A 16,192-nucleotide genomic window follows, 5' to 3' on the forward strand; every position below is an offset into this window, starting at 1 on the left:
CTGGACACCGCGGGCGATCGCGCGGCGCTAGCATCCTGGGATGCTCGACCCGGACGACGTGGACCTCGCCGAGCTCGGCGCTGCCCGCGACGACCGCACCCCCGGCGCGAGCTGGTGGATCGATCCCGCCGACGGCACGATCCGGCTCGTCTCCGACCGCGACGAGGAGCCCGCGGGCTGGCGGCGCATCCCACCCACCGAGGCCGGCGCCGGCTACGGCGACATGAGCGACTTCGTCGAGGCCGTCCAGCACCGCAGGGCCGCCGAGCTGCTCGACCAGGCCATCAACGGCCGGGGCGCGTTCCGGCGGTTCAAGAACACCCTGTTCGAGTTCCCCGAGGTCCGCGACGAGTGGTACCGCTTCCGCGACGCCCGCGCCCGTCGCGGAGCGATCGAGTGGCTGCTCGCCGAAGGCCTGGTCGACGACGAGGCGGGCCGCCGCGCGCTGGCCCGCCATCCCGATCCGTCGCCGCGCAACGCCGACGTACCGGCCGCCGTCGCGGGCGACCTGGCCGACCTCTACGGCCCCCGGCTGCACCGCGTCCTGCTCTACGGCTCGTGGGCCAGCGGCGAGGGCAGCGTCGAGTCCGACCTGGACCTGCTCGTCGTCCTCGACCGCGTCGACTCCACCTGGGAAGAACTGCGCCGCATGGACGCCGTGCTGTGGCAGCACACCGAGCGGTCGGGCCTGGCGATCACCGCGCTGCCCGTCGCCGAGTCGGCGATGGGCCGCCCGATCGAGCCGATGCTCATCCGGGCCAAGACCGGCTCGGTGCGGATCTCGTGAGCGCGGGAGGCCGGACGGGGTGAACCATTCCGGGATGGCGCGGGCGCGGCAGGAGATCGACGCCGCAACCCTGTTGCTGGACAACGGGTTCACCACGCAGGCGCTGTCGCGCGCCTTCCACGGCGCCTACCACGCTGCCGAGACCGCGCTGCTCGTGCTGGGCGAGACCCGTGGCGACTTCTCCGACGTCGTGTCGGCGTTCGTACGCCGGGTGGTCCGCGAACGGGCTCTCGACCCGGAAGCGGGCCGCCTGCTGCGCAGCCTGTTCAACCAGTCGCTGCTGGCCGACCACGGCTACGAACCCGTCCCGGCCGCCGAGGCCGGCGCCGCCATCGCGGCGGCGACGACCGTCGTCGTCGAGGTGGAGAAGTGGCTCGCCGATCCCGGGCGCAGCGCCGCCCGCGGGGGCGACGCGACACCGTTGCCGGCGAGGCCGCCGCGCCGCAGGAGCCGTTGACCCCTGCGGCGCAGCCGCGTCGCTCCGGAGGCGTCAGCCGACGATGTTGACCAGTCGGCCGGGCACCACGATCACCTTGCGCGGTTCACGACCGTCGAGCAGCGCGGCGACCTTCTCGTCGGCCAACGCGGCGGCCTGGACGCTGGCGGCGTCGGCGGCGGCCGGGACGGTGATGCGCGAACGGACCTTGCCGTTGTACTGGATCGGGTACTCGACGGTGTCGGCCACCAGGTAGCGCGCATCGGCCACCGGGAAGGGCGCGAACGCCAGCGACTCGTCGTGGCCCAGGATGGACCACAGCTCCTCGGCCACGTGCGGCGCCAGCGGCGCCAGCATGAGGACCAGCGGCTCGGCCGCGGCGCGCGGCACCCCGGCGCCCGCGTACGCCTTCGTCAGGTGGTTGTTCAGCTCGATCAGCTTGGCGGCGGCGGTGTTGTAGTGCAGCGCCGGGACGTCCTCGTGGACACCGGCGATCGCCTTGTGCAGGGCGCGCAGCGTCTCCTCGTCCAGCGCGGCGTCGGTGACGCGGCACTCGCCGGTCTGCTCGTCGACCAGGTTGCGCCACACCCGCTGCAGGAACCGCTGCGGGCCGACGACGTCACGCGTCGACCAGGGCCGCGAGGCCTCCATCGGGCCCGTGTACATCTCGTAGAGCCGGAACGTGTCGGCGCCGTAGCGTTCGCACATCTCGTCGGGGGTCACGACGTTCTTGAGCGACTTGCCCATCTTCCCGTACTCACGGGTGACGGGCTCGTTGTTCCACGTGAAACCAGTCGTCTCGTCGCCGACGACCTCCTCCGCCGGGACGTACAGCCCGCGGGCGTCGGTGTAGGCGAACGCCTGGATGTAGCCCTGGTTGAACAGCTTGCGGAAGGGCTCCTCGCTGGTCACGTGACCCAGGTCGAACAGGACCTTGTGCCAGAACCGCGAGTACAGCAGGTGCAGGACGGCGTGCTCGACGCCGCCGACGTACAGGTCGACACCGCCCGGGTCGGCTGCGGAACGCTGCAGGTCCTTGCCGACCCAGTACTTCTCGGCCTCCTCCGACACGAACCGCTCGTGGTTGTCGGGGTCGAGGTAGCGCAGGTAGTACCAGCAGGAGCCGGCCCACTGCGGCATCGTGTTCGTCTCACGCCGGTAGGCCTTCGGCCCGTCGCCCAGGTCCAGCTCGACCTCGACCCACTCGGTCGCCCGCGACAGCGGCGGCTCCGGCTCGGTGTCGGCGGCGTCGGCGGCGTAGGTCTTGGGGGAGTAGTCGTCGACGTCGGGCAGCACCACGGGCAGCTGCGCGTCGGGCACCGCGATCGGACCGAGCTCGTCCCAGACGATCGGGAACGGCTCGCCCCAGTAGCGCTGCCGCGAGAACAGCCAGTCCCGCAGCTTGTACTGGACGACGCCCTCGCCGAAGCCCTTGGCCACCAGCCAGTCGATGATGACGCGCTTCGCCTCGGCCACGCCCAGGCCGTTCAGGCTGATCTCGGCGTTCGCCGAGTTGATCGCCGGGCCGTCGCCGGTGAACGCCTCGCCCTCCCAGCCCGCACCCGGGTCGACGGTGCGCACGATCGGCAGCCCGAACGCCGTCGCGAAGTCCCAGTCACGGGTGTCCTGCGCCGGGACGGCCATGATCGCGCCGGTGCCGTAGCCCATCAGGACGTAGTCGGCGACGAAGACGGGAACCTGCTCGCCGTTGACCGGGTTGGTGGCGTACGAACCGGTGAAGACGCCGGTCTTGTCCTTGTTCTCCTGGCGGTCCAGCTCCGTCTTGCGGGCGGCCGCGTCGCGGTAGGCGCCGACGGCCTCCGCCGGGGTGGCCGCACCCGCGGTCCAGCGCGGATCGACGCCGGCGGGCCAGGCATCCGGCACGATCGAGGAGAGCAGCGGGTGCTCCGGCGCCAGGACCATGTAGGTCGCGCCGAACAGCGTGTCCGGGCGCGTCGTGAAGACCTCGATGTCGCCCGCCCCGGAGGCGAACCGCACGCGCGCGCCCTCGGACCGGCCGATCCAGTTGCGCTGCATGGACTTCACCGACTCCGGCCAGTCCAGGCGGTCCAGGTCGGACACCAGGCGGTCGGAGTAGGCGGTGATCCGCATCATCCACTGCTTGAGGTTGCGCCGGAAGACGGGATAGTTCCCGCGCTCGCTGCGCCCGTCGGCGGTGACCTCCTCGTTGGCCAGCACCGTGCCCAGCCCCGGACACCAGTTCACCGGCGCCTCGGAGATGTAGGCCAGCCGGAAGCCGTCGACGGCCGCCCGTCGCTCACCCTCGGACAGGTCGGCCCAGTCACGCCCGTCCGGCGTCGGCCGCGCCCCGGACTCGAACTGCGCCACCAGCTCGGCGATGGGGCGGGCCCGGTCGGCGTCGACGTCGTACCAGGAGTTGAAGATCTGCAGGAAGATCCACTGCGTCCAGCGGTAGAACTCGACGTCCGTGGTCGCGACGGAACGCCGGTCGTCGTGGGCCAGGCCCAGCTGACGCAGCTGCTCGCGGTAGCGCGCGATGTTGGCCTCGGTCGTGGTGCGCGGGTGCGTGCCCGTCTGCACCGCGTACTGCTCGGCGGGCAGGCCGAACGCGTCGAAACCCATGGCGTGCAGCACGTTGTGCCCGGTCATCCGCAGGTAACGGCCAAGCACGTCGGTGCCGATGAAGCCCAGCGGGTGCCCGACGTGCAGGCCCGAGCCCGACGGGTACGGGAACATGTCGAGCAGATAGACCTTCGCGCGCTCGGACCCGGGCTCGCCGGGGTTCGGGGCGCGGAACGTGCCCTCGGCCTCCCAGCGGTCCTGCCACTTGCGCTCGATGCGTCCGGCGAGGGCCGCGCCGTACCGGAACGGGGGCGCCCCGGCGTCGTCGGTGCGCTCCGCCGTGACGTCCGCGGTGGTGGTCTCCGTGCTCATGTCCGTCCGCTCAGCTCGAGTTCCAGACGGCCACGAAACGAGGCCCGCGGGACCGGGCCCACGAGCGAGACGTCGGAGACCCCGGCCCAGGAGGGACGGGGGCCCGGCTGCGAGCGCCGGATCGCTCCCGACGCGACCGCGTCGAAGCGGGCCATCTGCGACGACCAGCGTAACGCCGCTGGCCGAGGCCCCGCGAACGGGTTGTCCTACCCTGGACGGGTGCCTGTCGTCCTCAGCGTGATCCTCGGCGCCCTCCTCCTGCTCGTGGGGGTGGCGCTCGGCGCCGTCGCCGTCACCGGTGCACGGGGAACGTTGCGCCGCAACCGCTTCGCCGGCGTCCGCACCGTCGCGACGTTGTCGTCGGAGCAGGCGTTCGTCGCGGCCAACCGGGTCGCCGCACCGCTCGCCGGGGCCGCGGCGGTCGTCGCGGTCGCGGGCGGCGGGGCGACGCTGGCCCGCCCCGGCGTGCTGCTGGGTGTGATCCTGCTCGTCGTCACGGTGCTCGGCGTCCTCGTACTGGCCGGGATCGGCGGCGCGCTGGGCGACCGTGCGGCCCGCCTCGTCGAGGACGACGAGCCCGCGCCGTGCGCAGGTACGTGCGCGGGCTGCGACCTCATCGAGGGCTGCCGGCCCGCCGGGGTCACCCCCTAGTTCAACCCCACCTCGGCCGGGAACGTCGCCAGCAACGCCAGCGGCGTCCCCTGGCGGCGCAGCACCCGCCCCCACAGGTCGGAGTGCCGGTCGGTGATGACGTCGTCGGGGAGGCCGGGGACGACGAGCCAGTCACCGCGCTCGATCTCCCCGTCGAGCTGGCCCGAGTCCCAGCCGGAGTAGCCGGCGAACACCCGCAACCCCCGCAGCGACGGCTCCAGCGTGGCCGGGTCGCTGTCGAGGTCGACGAGCGCGACCGGGCTGTGGACCGTCACGACGCCGGACATCCCCGAGGTCGACACACCGGTGCGCATCGCCGCCAGGCACAGCGCCGTCCGCGCGTCGACGGGACCGCCGACGAACACCGACCGCGGCGCCGACGCGAGGTTCTCCCAGGCGGGCAGCACGTCGCGGACGGCGACCTCACCGGGCCGGTTCAGGACGACGCCGAGGCTCCCGGAGGGCCGGTGCTCGACCATGTAGACGACGGTCCTGCGGAAGTTCGGGTCGGAGAGAGCCGGCGAGGCGACGAGCAGCGTGCCCGGCGCGACGGGCACCGTCGAACCTGTGGATCCGTCGCGGAGGTCCCTCACGGCACCATCGTCGCACCCCCACCGGGGCAGTAGCCTTCCGGTCGTGTCCTCGTCCCCCGCCCCCACGACGGGGGACACCACCACTCCGGCGAAGCGGGAGAAGGCCGGGCTCACCCGGCTCCTGAGCACCTCCGGATTCCGCAGGCTGCTCGGCGTCCGGTTCACCGCCCAGTTCGGCGACGGCATGTTCCAGGCCGCGCTCGGCGGGGCCGTGCTGTTCAACCCCGAACGGCAGGCCGACCCCCTCGCCGTGGCCGCCGGTCTCGCCGTGATCCTGCTGCCGTACTCGATCATCGGGCCGTTCACCGGGGCGCTGCTCGACCGGTGGGACCGGCGGCGGGTGCTCGTCGTCGCCAACATGGTGCGCGCTCTCCTCGTCGCCGTCGTCGCGGTTCTGGTCGGCACCGGTGTCGACGGGGTGCCGCTGTACCTGGCGGCGCTGGCCGTCGCCGGCGCGAGCCGGTTCGTCCTGTCGGGGCTCTCGGCCGGGCTGCCGCACGTCGTCGAACCCCGGCACCTCGTGGAGGCCAACACGATCGCGGCCACCCTGGGTGCGGCGACCGCCGCGATCGGCGGGGCCACCGCGATCGGGCTGCGCGCCGTCATCGGCTCCGGCGATGCCGGCTCGGCGATCGTCACCACGACCGCGATGTTCGGCCCGCTCCTCGCGGCCCTGCTGGCGACGCGGTTCGCCCGCGGCTCACTCGGACCCGACCGCGTGGCACCCGAGGAGGGGACGGCGCCCGCGACGCCTGCGGCCGAGTCGTCGGCGACCCGGGTGGTGCTGCACGGCATGACCGACGGGGTGCGTGCCGTCGCGTCCACCCCGACGGTCGCGGCGTCGTTCGCGGCGCTGATGGCGCACCGGCTGGCGTTCGGCGTCGGCACGCTGGTGTCGCTGCTGCTGTTCCGCTACGCGTTCACCGACTCCGGAGTGCTCCGTGCGGGCATGACCGGCGTGGGCGAGGCGGTCGTGCTGGCGGCGATCGGCCTGGGCATCGCCGCGTTGCTGACGCCGTGGCTGGTGCACCGGCTCGGCCGGGCGACGACGGTCCGGATCACGCTCGGGTTGTCGATGGCCGCCCAGATCGCGCTGGCCGTGTTCCTGTCGATGCCCGCGGTCCTCGCGGCGGCGTTCGCGCTGGCGGCGACGGGTCAGGTCGTGAAGCTGTGCACCGACGCCGCCGTGCAGGGCGAGGTCGGCGACGAGGTCCGCGGCCGCGTCTTCGCCCTCTACGACGCGCTGTTCAACATCAGCTACGTCCTCGCCATCACCGCCGCCGCGCTGCTCAGCCCGCCCGACGGCCGCGCCCCGGCGCTGCTGGGGGCCGCGGCCGTCGTCTACGTCCTCGGGTTCGCGGCGCACGAGGTGCTGCTGCGCCGCCGCGCCACCCCGGGGGCCTGAGTCAGACGCCGTTCTCCACGGCCCACGCCCGCAGCGCCGCGACGGCCTCGTCGTGGTCCAGCGGGCCCCGCTCCATGCGCAGCGCCAGCAGGTACTTGTACGCCTTGCCGACGAGCGGTCCCGGCGGCAGCCCGAGCAGCTCCATGATCGCGTTCCCGTCGAGGTCGGGACGGATCGAGTCGAGCTCCTCCTGGGCGCGCAGCGCCGTGATCCGGTCCTCGAGGGAGTCGTAGCTGCGCTGCAGCGCTGCGGCCCGGCGCCGGTTGCGGGTGGTGCTGTCGGATCGGACGAGCTTGTGCAGCCGCTCCAGCAGGGGACCGGCGTCGGTGACGTAGCGGCGCACCGCCGAGTCGGTCCACTCGCCGTTGCCGTAGCCGTGGAACCGCAGGTGCAGGAACACCAGCTGCGCCACCTCGTCGACGACGACCTTCGGGTAGCGCAGTTCGCGCAGCCGCTTGCGCACCATCTTGGCGCCGACGACCTCGTGGTGGTGGAAGCTGACCCGGCCGTCGGACTCCTTGCGGCGGGTGTCGGGCTTGCCGACGTCGTGCAGCAGCGCGGCGAGCCGCAGGACCAGGTCGGGCCCGCCCTGCTCGCGCTCGATCGCCTGCTCCAGCACGACGAGCGAGTGCGTGTAGACGTCCTTGTGCTGCATGTGCTCGTCGATCGCGAGCCGCATGGCCGGGACCTCGGGGACGACGTGCTCGGCCAGCCCGGTGTCGACCATCAGCTCGATCGCCCGCCGCGGGTGCGCGCCCAGCACCAGCTTGGAGAACTCGGCCTGCACGCGCTCCTTGGTGATGCGGGTGAGCTCGCCCGCCATCGCCGTCATCGCCTCGACGACGCGCGGCGCCGGGGCGAACCCCAGCTGCGATACGAACCGGGCGCAGCGCAGCATCCGCAGCGGGTCGTCGGCGAACGACTCCTGCGGGGTCGCGGGTGTGTCGAGGGTCCCGGCCGCCAGCGCGGCGAGGCCGCCGTGCGGGTCGACGAAGCGGCGCTCCCCGGTGGGGGCGTGCACCTCGACGGCCATCGCGTTGACCGTGAAGTCGCGACGGACCAGGTCGGCGTCGATCGAGTCCCCGAACCGGACGACGGGGTTGCGGCCGACGCGGTCGTAGGCGTCGGCGCGGAACGTCGTGATCTCCAGGACGTGGTCGCCCCGACGGGCGCCGAGGGTGCCGAACTCGATCCCGGTGTCCCAGACGGTGTCGGCCCAGCCGGCCAGCAACGCCTGGATCTGTTCGGGGCGCGCGTCCGTCGTGAAGTCGAGGTCGCCGTCGGCGGCGCCGCCTCGGCCGAGCAGCGCGTCCCGGACGCTGCCACCCACCAGGTAGAGCCGGTGGCCCGCCGCTCGGAACCGCTCACCGAGCTCGTCGGCGACCGGGGGGATGGCGAGCATTTCCACGAGGGCATTCTCCTGGGCTCGACGCAGGGCCACGTCGTCCGAGGCGTCACCCGGCCGGGCGTGGGCGCCGGAGATCGCGTCGGCACTCACCGTGGAGGTGGACGTCGACGAGCCGGGGATCAACAACGGGGAAGACACGGCGGGCCAGTCTAGGCAATGCCTCTCCGGCCTCGCGTTCGAGTTCCGGCCCGCCGCGCGACGTCGAGAAGCGGGCCGGACCTGCCCCCGCTCGTTACCATCGGGCCATGTCCACCTCGCGCGGTCGCTCAGGAGGGCGCCGCGCGGGCCGTCCCCCGGAGCGCAGGCGCCGGTTGCGCACGGTCGACGAGACTTCCGCGGGTGGTCTGGTCGTCGACCACGCGCTGAACGTCGCGGCCATCATCGGGCGGCTCGACCGCCGGGGCCGGTTGCTGTGGTCGCTGCCGAAAGGGCACATCGAGGCTGGTGAGACGGCCGAGCAGGCGGCGGTGCGCGAGGTCGAGGAGGAGACCGGCATCATCGGGCGGGTGGTCGCACCCCTGGGCACCATCGACTTCTGGTTCGTCGCCGAGGACCGGCGTGTGCACAAGACCGTGCACCACTTCCTCATGCGCGCACTCGGTGGTGAGCTGTCGGATCTGGACGTCGAGGTGTCCGAGGTGGCGTGGGTGCCGCTCGACGAGCTCGAGTCGCGTCTGGCCTACGCCGACGAGCGGCGGCTGATCCGCCGGGCCACGCAGTTGCTGGAGGAGTCGGCGTGAGGCCGGTCGCGGCCCTGGTCGCGATCGCGTTGCTCCTGCTGGCCGGCCCCTTCGCCGGGTCGGCGACCGCGGCCCCCGGTGACGCCCCGGCCGCCACGTTGCGGCTCACGCTCGACCAGCTCACACCCCGGGTCGTGACGTCCGACGGACCAGCTGTCGTCACAGTGACGGGAACCGTCACCAACACCGGTTCCCTGCCCGTGTCCGGGCTCGCCGTCCGGCTGCAGCGCGGTGACCCGCTGCGCACCGACTCCGACGTCGAGGCCGCACTCGGGGGCCGTGCCGGCACCGACGCCGTCGCGCCGTCGTTCGTCGACGTGCCCGGCACGCTGGAGCCGGGCGCGAGCATGTCCGTCCGCTTCGACGCACCGCTGCGGGCGACCAGCGGCACCGGACTGGGCATCGACACCCCCGGTACCTACCCGCTGCTCGTCAACGTCAACGGCGAGCCCGACGGCCAGCCCCGGGCCCGGCTCGCGGCCACCCGCCTGCTGCTGCCCGTCCTGTCGCTGCCCGCCGCGGTGGTCGACGGCACGCTCTCCGAGGACGTCGGCGGCACGTCCACCGGCATCGCGCGGCCGTTCACGATGCTCTACCCGCTCGTCGACGTCCCGCACCGGCTGCCGGGGGTCCCGGGCGAGACCACGACGCTGACCGACGACGACCTCGCCCGCTCGTTCGCCGCGGGCGGGCGGCTCAACGGGCTCGTCGGGGCGCTGGCCCAGCGGGCCCCCGTCGGCTCGACGCTGCGCGCGGGGATGTGCGTCGCCGTCGATCCCGACCTGCTGCAGACCGCGCAGGCGATGGCCGAGGGCTACCAGGTCCGCGCCGCCGACGGCACCGTCACCCCCGGTGCGGGCGCCGAGGACGCCCGCACCTGGCTCGCCGGCGTCACCGCGGCGCTGCGCGGCGGGTGCGTCATCGCCCTGCCGTTCGCCGACGCCGATCTCGTCGCACTGACGAGAGGGGGCGCCGAGGACGCCGCGATCCGGTCCGTCGAGGCAGGTCGCGAGGTCGCGGGCGACATCCTCGACACCCCGCTGCAGAACTCCCCGCTCTGGCCCGCCGACGGCGTCATCGACGACGAGACACTCTCCGTCCTCGCCGGAGGAGAACACGTCGGCGGACTGATCCTGTCCTCCGCTGCCGTCACCCAGGCCGGCCGCACCGGCGTCGTCACCCTCGAGGCCGGCCCCGGCGCCGTCCTCGCCGACGACCTGCTCACCTCCGCCGCCGCCCCCGCCGACGCACCCGCCGCGCCGGGCGCCCCCGTCACCAGCTCACCGGCGGCCGTCGCCACCCCGCTCTCGACACAGGACCTCATCGGCGCCCTGGCGTTCCGGGCCACCTCGTCGTCGGGACAGGGCACGCCGACACCGATCCTGCTCGCCCCACCGCACCTCTGGGGTGCCGAGGGAACCGGCGCCGATGCGCTGCTGTCGGCCGTCTCGCTGATGGCCGACCGCGGCCTGCTCACCCCCCGCACCCTCACCACCAGCGGCGCGACGACCCGCCCGGCCTCGCTTCTGTACCCGATCGGCGCGGGCGCCGCCGAGATCCCCACCGCCCTCGTCGCCCGGACCCGGGCACTCGTCGGCGAGATCGACGCCATCGCCACCGCCGCCGTCGCCGACCCCGATGCCGACGTCACCCCCGACGACGTGTTCGTCCCGCTGCGCCGCGCGACGCTGCGGCCCGTCTCCGCCGCGTGGCGCGGCCGGCCCGCACTCGCCGCCCGGTCCGCCGACCTCGCGGCCGCCCGCCTCGACGAGCTGCGCGGCACGGTCCGCGTCCTCGAGCCGCCCGGCCCCTACTCCCTCGGCACCTCGGACGCCCCGCTGCTCATGACGGTGTCCAACGGCCTGCCGGTGGCCCTCGACGTGCGCATCGTCATCGCCAGCACCGCGGGCCTGCAGGTCGCACCCATCCCGGACCAGCGGATCCCGCCGCTGGGGCGCATCCAGGTCCGGGTCAGCGCGCAGGTCGTGCGGGCCGGGCAGTTCGCCGTCGACGCGATCGTCCAGACCCCGCGCGGCGACGACCTCGGGCCGCCGACACGGCTGCAGGTCCGCTCCACCGCCTACGGCACCGTCACGGTGTGGCTGACGGTGATCGCCGGAGCCCTGCTCGTGCTGCTCGTGATCCGCCGGATCGTGCGCCGCGCCCGGGACCACCCGGGACGTCCGGACGACCCCGCCGGCGGACCCGGCGACGGACCCCACCCCGGGCCGGGCGGGCCGCCGGCGCCGGGCGAGCGGTGGCCGTCGTCGCCCGAACCTGCGGGAACCGGACCCACCGTCCCCATGAGGACGGAATGAGGAGATCCACCCGGAGCCCGCGGCCGCGGTGGCAAATCGCACCCGACGCGCCCGGTCCTGCTGCTCCCCGCAGGCGGCCACCCTGTCGTAGGCTGGCCGCCGGGGGAATGTGACCGGGCGTGAAGCCGCGGCCGGTGGGGGGAGGCGTCGCTGGTGAGCGGGCAGAGACAGGGGCAGCCCGCGTCCACGCGCACCGTGACCGCGACCGTCCCCGCACAACCGAGCAGCCCTTCCGACGAGGTCGCATCGGCCCCGGTCGACGCGACCGGACATGGCGCAGCCGATCCCGTTGCCGACGACTCGGTCACCGACGCAGGCAGCACCCTCGCAGGCCGCTACCGGCTGCGCGCCAAACTCGGCTCCGAGCCCGCGGCCGGCGCCGAGTTCTGGACCGCCGAGGACACCGTCCTGCGCCGCGACGTCGCCGTCACCCTCCTGCGCCGGCTCGCCGCCGACCCCGACTCCGACGACCCCGAAGGCACCGCCCGCGCCGGTGAGATGATCGTCCGCGCCCTGCGGACCGGCAGCTTCGAACACCCCGGTGCCGCCCGGCTGCTCGACGTCCTCGCCCCCGGAGGGGCCCTGCTGCCGCCCGACGTGCTCGGCGCCGCCGTCAGCGAATGGTGCGGCGGCCGCGGACTCGCCGACGTCCTCGCCGACGGCATGATCCGGCCCCTCGCCGCCGCCCGGATGGTCGAGCCCCTCGCCGAGGCCGCCGCCGCCGCGCACCGGCACGGCCTGGTCCTCGGCTGCGACCACCCCCAGCGGGTCCGGATCAGCACCGACGGGCGCGCCCAGCTCACCTTCGTCCTCGCCCGCCCCGACGTCACACCCGACGACGACGTCCGCGGCCTCGGCGCCGTGCTCTACGCGCTGCTCACCGGCCGGTGGCCGCTCTCGCACGCCGACGCCGCACGCGCCGGCATGCCCGCCGCCGACCGCAGGGTCAGCGGCGGCCCCGAGGGTCGTGTCGTCCCGCCGTCGGAGGTTCGCCCCGGCGTCCCCGTCGCGCTCGACGCCGTCGTCCTCGGCGCCCTCGCCCGCGACGGCGACGGCGGCTCCACCCAGCGGGTCCGCACCGCCGCCGCCGTCCACCGGATGCTCGCCGAGATCGTCTCGGAGGACGACAAGAACGCTCTGTTCCCACCCGTGCACGACGGCCTGCCCCCCGATCCCGGCGACGTCTGGCAGGACTCGTCGCGGCGCAGGCCCCCCGCCGACCACGACCGCCGTCGCAAGCTGATGATCGGCCTCGGCGTACTCGCCGTCGGCGTGGTCGTCGTGCTCGGCTACCTCGGTCTCGTCCTCGGCTCCGTGTTCGGCGACTCCGGCGGGGCACCGAAGATCGTCGTCAACGCGCCCGCCGCCACCGGTGGCGCCGTCGCGGGCGGCGGGCCGCCGCAGCCGCAGGCCGCGACCAGCGCCGTCGCCGCGGCCGGCGTCGAGGTCTACGACACCACCGACGACCCCGACAACTCCGGCCGCATCTCCCGCGTCATCGACGGCAACCCCCAGACCAGCTGGCGCACCTACGCCTACCGCCAGCAGTTCCCGGCGCTCAAGCCCGGCGTCGGGATCATGGTGTCGTTCGCCTCGGCCGTTCAGCTGTCCAGCCTGACGGTCGACTCACCCAGCGACGGCACCGTCGTCCAGATCCGGTCGGCACCGTCGGCCGACTCCGACTTCGCCGACACGGTCCCGATCGCCGACGCCACCCTCACCTCGGGGATCACGCCGGTCTCGCTGTCCCAGAGCCAGCCCGTGCAGCACGTCCTGATCTGGATCACCAAGCTCGGCAGGGCCGACGGGCAGAACATGACCGAGATCAACGAGGTCACGTTCCAGCGCGCCGGCGTCTGATCCGTTCACAGGTGTCGACGGTTCCCCGTGAACCGCCGCGGGGGAGCCCGCCGCCTTCGTAGCGTGGCGGCGTGTCCGCACCGGCCCTCGACGACGCGGCGCTCGTCGCGGCTCACCGCGTGGGCGACCCGCAGGCGTTCGAGGAGCTCGTCCGACGCCACGGCGACCGGCTGTGGGCCGTGGCCCTCCAGGTGTTGCGCAACGCTGACGATGCCCGCGACGCGGTCCAGGAAGCCCTGCTCACCGCTTTTCGTCGACTTGACGGATATCGTGGCGACGCCGCGCTGAGCACCTGGCTGCACCGCATCCTCGTCAACGTCTGCATCGACCGGATCCGACGCGACCACCGCCGCCGCGCCGAGCCCTGGCCCGAGCACGACGTCGCCGACCGGCGTCCCGACCCGTCCCACACCGCCACCACCCGCATCGACGTCGTCGCGGCGCTGGCGATGCTGCCCGACGAACAACGGACCGTGATCGAGCTCGTCGACGTGCAGGGCCACCCCGTCGCCGACGCGGCCCGCCTCCTCGACATCCCCGCCGGGACCGTGAAGAGCCGCTGCGCCCGCGGCCGGCTGCGGCTCGCCGAACTTCTGGGCCACCTGCGCGAGGAGTACCGATGACCGACCGCCTCCACCTCGCCGCGCTCTGGGACGGTCCGGCCTGCGCAGGGGAGGACTGCACCTGTCCACGGTGCGGCGCTGCCCTCGACCCCCGCGCCGCCCACGTCCTCGCCGCGCTCGACGCGACCCGCCGGGACCTCGCCGCGCTCGCGGCGACCCGCTCGCTCCCGCGCCCCGACGCCGCGGTCCCGGGTTCCGCCCAGCCCGACCGCGGGCCGTCCGGAACCGCGCAGCCCGACCACGGGCCGTCCGGAACCGCGCCGTCCGGAACCGGGCCGTTCGGAACCGGCGGCGGGCCACCGCTGCCCGACGGCCCGACGATGCCCGACGACCTGCGGGCCCGCATCCTCTCGGCCGCCGACGCGCTCCGCCGCGCGGCCGGGCCCACCGACCCCGACGACGTCCCGGCCGCCCGACCCGTCCAGGCCGGGGAGCGCCCGGCGACCCACGCGCTGCCGCCGCCCGCCGAGGCGGCGCCGCACACGGCGGGGCCCGCCGGCGATCCACCCGACACCGGTCACCCGCCCCACCGCACCCTCGGTCGCCGCACCGTGCTCCCGGGCCCTCGTGCCCACCGCGGCTCCCCACGAGCGGGCCGCCGGGCCAGGGCCGCCCTGGTCGCGGCGCTCGGGGCGGCAGCCGTCGCCGGGGTCCTCCTCGGCCGGCCCGCGACAGGCCCGTCCACTGCGGGGTCCGAACCCGCCCGCCACGCCCTCGCCGGCACGCCCCACCCGGGCCCCCTCGCCGACCCCGCCCGTCAGGCCGCCTGCCTCGTCGCCGTCGGCGTCGCGCCCGCCACCGCTCTCGCGACCCGCGACGTCGCGGTCGGCGACGCCCCCGGCGTCCTACTCGTCCTGCCGACCGGGGCGATCGGCACATACCGCCTGCTCGTCGTCGACAACGGGTGCACCCGGGTCCTCGCCGACCGCACCGTCGGCCGGTGACCGGTATCGCCCCTGACCGGCGGCGGACCTGGGAATGCCCGCTCCTAGACTCATGTTGAGGACAGCGGGTGCGGAGCTCCCCGCCCCGCTCGACCAACCTGAGGAGGGACCGCCGCGGTGACCACCGACGACGTCCGGGAACTGATCATCATCGGGTCGGGCCCGGCCGGCTACACGGCCGCGGTCTACGCAGCGCGGGCCCAGCTCAACCCGCTGGTGTTCGAGGGTTCCCAGTTCGGCGGCGCGCTGATGACCACCACCGAGGTCGAGAACTACCCCGGCTTCACCGACGGGATCATGGGCCCCGAGCTCATGGAGCAGATGCGCAACCAGGCCAAGCGCTTCGGTGCGGAGCTGCGCTCCGAGGACGTCGACTCCGTCGACCTCGACGGACCGGTCAAGACCGTCACCGCCCACGGGCAGACGTTCAAGGCGCGCGCCGTCGTCCTCGCGATGGGCGCGGCCGCCCGCTACCTCAACATCCCCGGTGAGCAGGAGCTGCTCGGCCGCGGCGTGTCGGCCTGTGCCACCTGTGACGGGTTCTTCTTCCGCGAGCAGGACATCGCCGTCATCGGCGGCGGCGACTCCGCGATGGAAGAAGCCACCTTCCTCACCCGCTTCGCCCGGTCGGTGACGATCATCCACCGCCGCGAGGAGTTCAGGGCGTCGCGGATCATGCTCGAGCGGGCCCAGAACGACCCGAAGATCAAGTGGAAGCTCAACTCCGAGGTCACCCGGGTCGACGGCGACGGATCGGTCTCGCACCTGCGGCTGCGCGACACCGTCACCGGTGAGGAGTCGACGCTCGACGTCACCGGCATGTTCGTCGCGATCGGCCACGATCCGCGCAGCGGCCTCGTGCGCGAGCTCGTCGACGTCGACGACGCCGGATACGTGAAGGTCGAGTCGCCGTCGACGCGCACCACCATCGAGGGCGTGTTCGCCTGTGGCGACCTCGTCGACCACACCTACCGGCAGGCCATCACCGCCGCCGGCTCGGGCTGTTCCGCCGCGATCGACGCCGAGCGCTGGCTCGCCGACACCCCGGTCCCGGCCGAGCTGGCCGGCGGCGGCTACGGCGCCGCCGCTCCGGAAGCCGCGGCCGCGGCGCACTGACCCCGCTCCTCCCACCGATCATCACCGCGAAGGGCAGAACACGATGGGCAACAACACCGTGGACGTCACCGACGCCTCGTTCGAGGCGGACGTCCTCAACAGCGACAAGACCGTCCTCGTCGACTTCTGGGCGACCTGGTGCGGGCCGTGCAAGATGGTCGCCCCCGTCCTCGACGAGATCGCGGGCGAGCACTCCGACAAGCTGACCGTCGCCAAGCTCGACATCGACGTCAACTCGAAGACCGCCGCCGCCTACCAGGTCATGTCGATCCCGACCATGATCCTGTTCAAGGACGGCAAGCCGGTGAAGACCATCGTCGGCGCCCGCCCCAAGGCCGCACTGCTCTCCGACCTCGCCGACTACCTCGGCTGAGACACGAACGACCGTTCGGCAA

Annotated in this window: 14 protein-coding genes; 11 read left to right on the forward strand and 3 right to left on the reverse strand. The window is 74.0% G+C overall.

Features of this window, described 5'->3' with window-relative positions:
* The first annotated feature begins 40 nt into the window (after positions 1-40).
* Both AB7F12_RS01855 and AB7F12_RS01860 read left to right on the forward strand, forming a co-directional pair.
* Entirely contained in the window at positions 41-787 is a 747-nt protein-coding gene (locus AB7F12_RS01855; RefSeq protein ID WP_428501902.1) for a UPF0158 family protein, read from the forward strand.
* 34 nt (positions 788-821) lie between these two features.
* A complete protein-coding gene (locus AB7F12_RS01860; protein ID WP_428501901.1) occupies positions 822-1,244 on the forward strand; it encodes a HEPN domain-containing protein in 423 nt (140 codons plus the stop codon).
* A gap of 33 nt (positions 1,245-1,277) precedes the next feature.
* Here AB7F12_RS01860 and leuS read toward each other — a convergent pair whose 3' ends face one another.
* On the reverse strand, positions 1,278-4,139 hold the full coding sequence (gene leuS, locus AB7F12_RS01865; protein ID WP_428501900.1) for a leucine--tRNA ligase: 2,862 nt from the start codon (positions 4,137-4,139) through the stop codon (positions 1,278-1,280).
* Positions 4,140-4,358: 219 nt separating this feature from the next.
* Here leuS and AB7F12_RS01870 point away from each other — a divergent pair, with 219 nt between their 5' ends.
* Positions 4,359-4,790: an SdpI family protein gene (locus AB7F12_RS01870; RefSeq protein ID WP_428501899.1), complete on the forward strand. Its 432-nt coding sequence runs from the start codon at positions 4,359-4,361 to the stop codon at positions 4,788-4,790.
* On the opposite strand, the gene AB7F12_RS01875 is transcribed toward AB7F12_RS01870, so the two are convergent.
* Positions 4,787-5,347 carry a YqgE/AlgH family protein gene (locus AB7F12_RS01875; protein ID WP_428501898.1) on the reverse strand — a complete coding sequence of 187 codons (561 nt, stop codon included), beginning with the start codon at positions 5,345-5,347 and terminating at the stop codon, positions 4,787-4,789. The two genes, AB7F12_RS01870 and AB7F12_RS01875, sit on opposite strands and share 4 nt — an antisense overlap.
* Before the next feature lie 79 nt (positions 5,348-5,426).
* Here AB7F12_RS01875 and AB7F12_RS01880 point away from each other — a divergent pair, with 79 nt between their 5' ends.
* Entirely contained in the window at positions 5,427-6,788 is a 1,362-nt protein-coding gene (locus AB7F12_RS01880; RefSeq protein WP_428501897.1) for an MFS transporter, read from the forward strand.
* 1 nt (position 6,789) lies between these two features.
* Here AB7F12_RS01880 and AB7F12_RS01885 read toward each other — a convergent pair whose 3' ends face one another.
* On the reverse strand, positions 6,790-8,190 hold the full coding sequence (locus tag AB7F12_RS01885; RefSeq protein WP_428501907.1) for a CCA tRNA nucleotidyltransferase: 1,401 nt from the start codon (positions 8,188-8,190) through the stop codon (positions 6,790-6,792).
* A 251-nt stretch (positions 8,191-8,441) separates the two neighbouring features.
* Between AB7F12_RS01885 and AB7F12_RS01890 the strand changes: the two genes are divergently transcribed.
* The 7 genes from AB7F12_RS01890 (at position 8,442) to trxA (ending at position 16,170) form a co-directional block, all read left to right on the forward strand.
* A complete protein-coding gene (locus tag AB7F12_RS01890; RefSeq protein ID WP_428501896.1) occupies positions 8,442-8,936 on the forward strand; it encodes an NUDIX hydrolase in 495 nt (164 codons plus the stop codon).
* Entirely contained in the window at positions 8,933-11,254 is a 2,322-nt protein-coding gene (locus tag AB7F12_RS01895) for a DUF6049 family protein (protein ID WP_428501895.1), read from the forward strand. The genes AB7F12_RS01890 and AB7F12_RS01895 overlap by 4 nt, the downstream gene beginning before the upstream one ends.
* A 153-nt stretch (positions 11,255-11,407) precedes the next feature.
* Complete coding sequence (locus tag AB7F12_RS01900; protein WP_428517017.1) at positions 11,408-13,114, forward strand: protein kinase family protein; 1,707 nt, start codon at positions 11,408-11,410, stop codon at positions 13,112-13,114.
* Positions 13,115-13,185: 71 nt separating this feature from the next.
* The gene (gene sigM / locus AB7F12_RS01905) at positions 13,186-13,737 is read left to right on the forward strand and encodes an RNA polymerase sigma factor SigM (protein ID WP_428501334.1); all 552 of its coding nucleotides are present in this window, start codon (positions 13,186-13,188) and stop codon (positions 13,735-13,737) included.
* A complete protein-coding gene (locus tag AB7F12_RS01910; RefSeq protein ID WP_428501335.1) occupies positions 13,734-14,681 on the forward strand; it encodes a hypothetical protein in 948 nt (315 codons plus the stop codon). Before sigM ends, AB7F12_RS01910 begins: the two co-directional genes overlap by 4 nt.
* A 117-nt stretch (positions 14,682-14,798) precedes the next feature.
* A complete protein-coding gene (gene trxB, locus AB7F12_RS01915) occupies positions 14,799-15,797 on the forward strand; it encodes a thioredoxin-disulfide reductase (protein ID WP_428501336.1) in 999 nt (332 codons plus the stop codon).
* A 43-nt stretch (positions 15,798-15,840) separates the two neighbouring features.
* Positions 15,841-16,170, forward strand: a complete 330-nt coding sequence (gene trxA / locus AB7F12_RS01920) for a thioredoxin (RefSeq protein WP_428501337.1) — start codon at positions 15,841-15,843, stop codon at positions 16,168-16,170.
* Positions 16,171-16,192: the final 22 nt, after the last annotated feature.

It is taken from the genome of Pseudonocardia sp. (assembly GCF_050250275.1).
In the GTDB taxonomy this organism is placed as follows: domain Bacteria; phylum Actinomycetota; class Actinomycetes; order Mycobacteriales; family Pseudonocardiaceae; genus Pseudonocardia.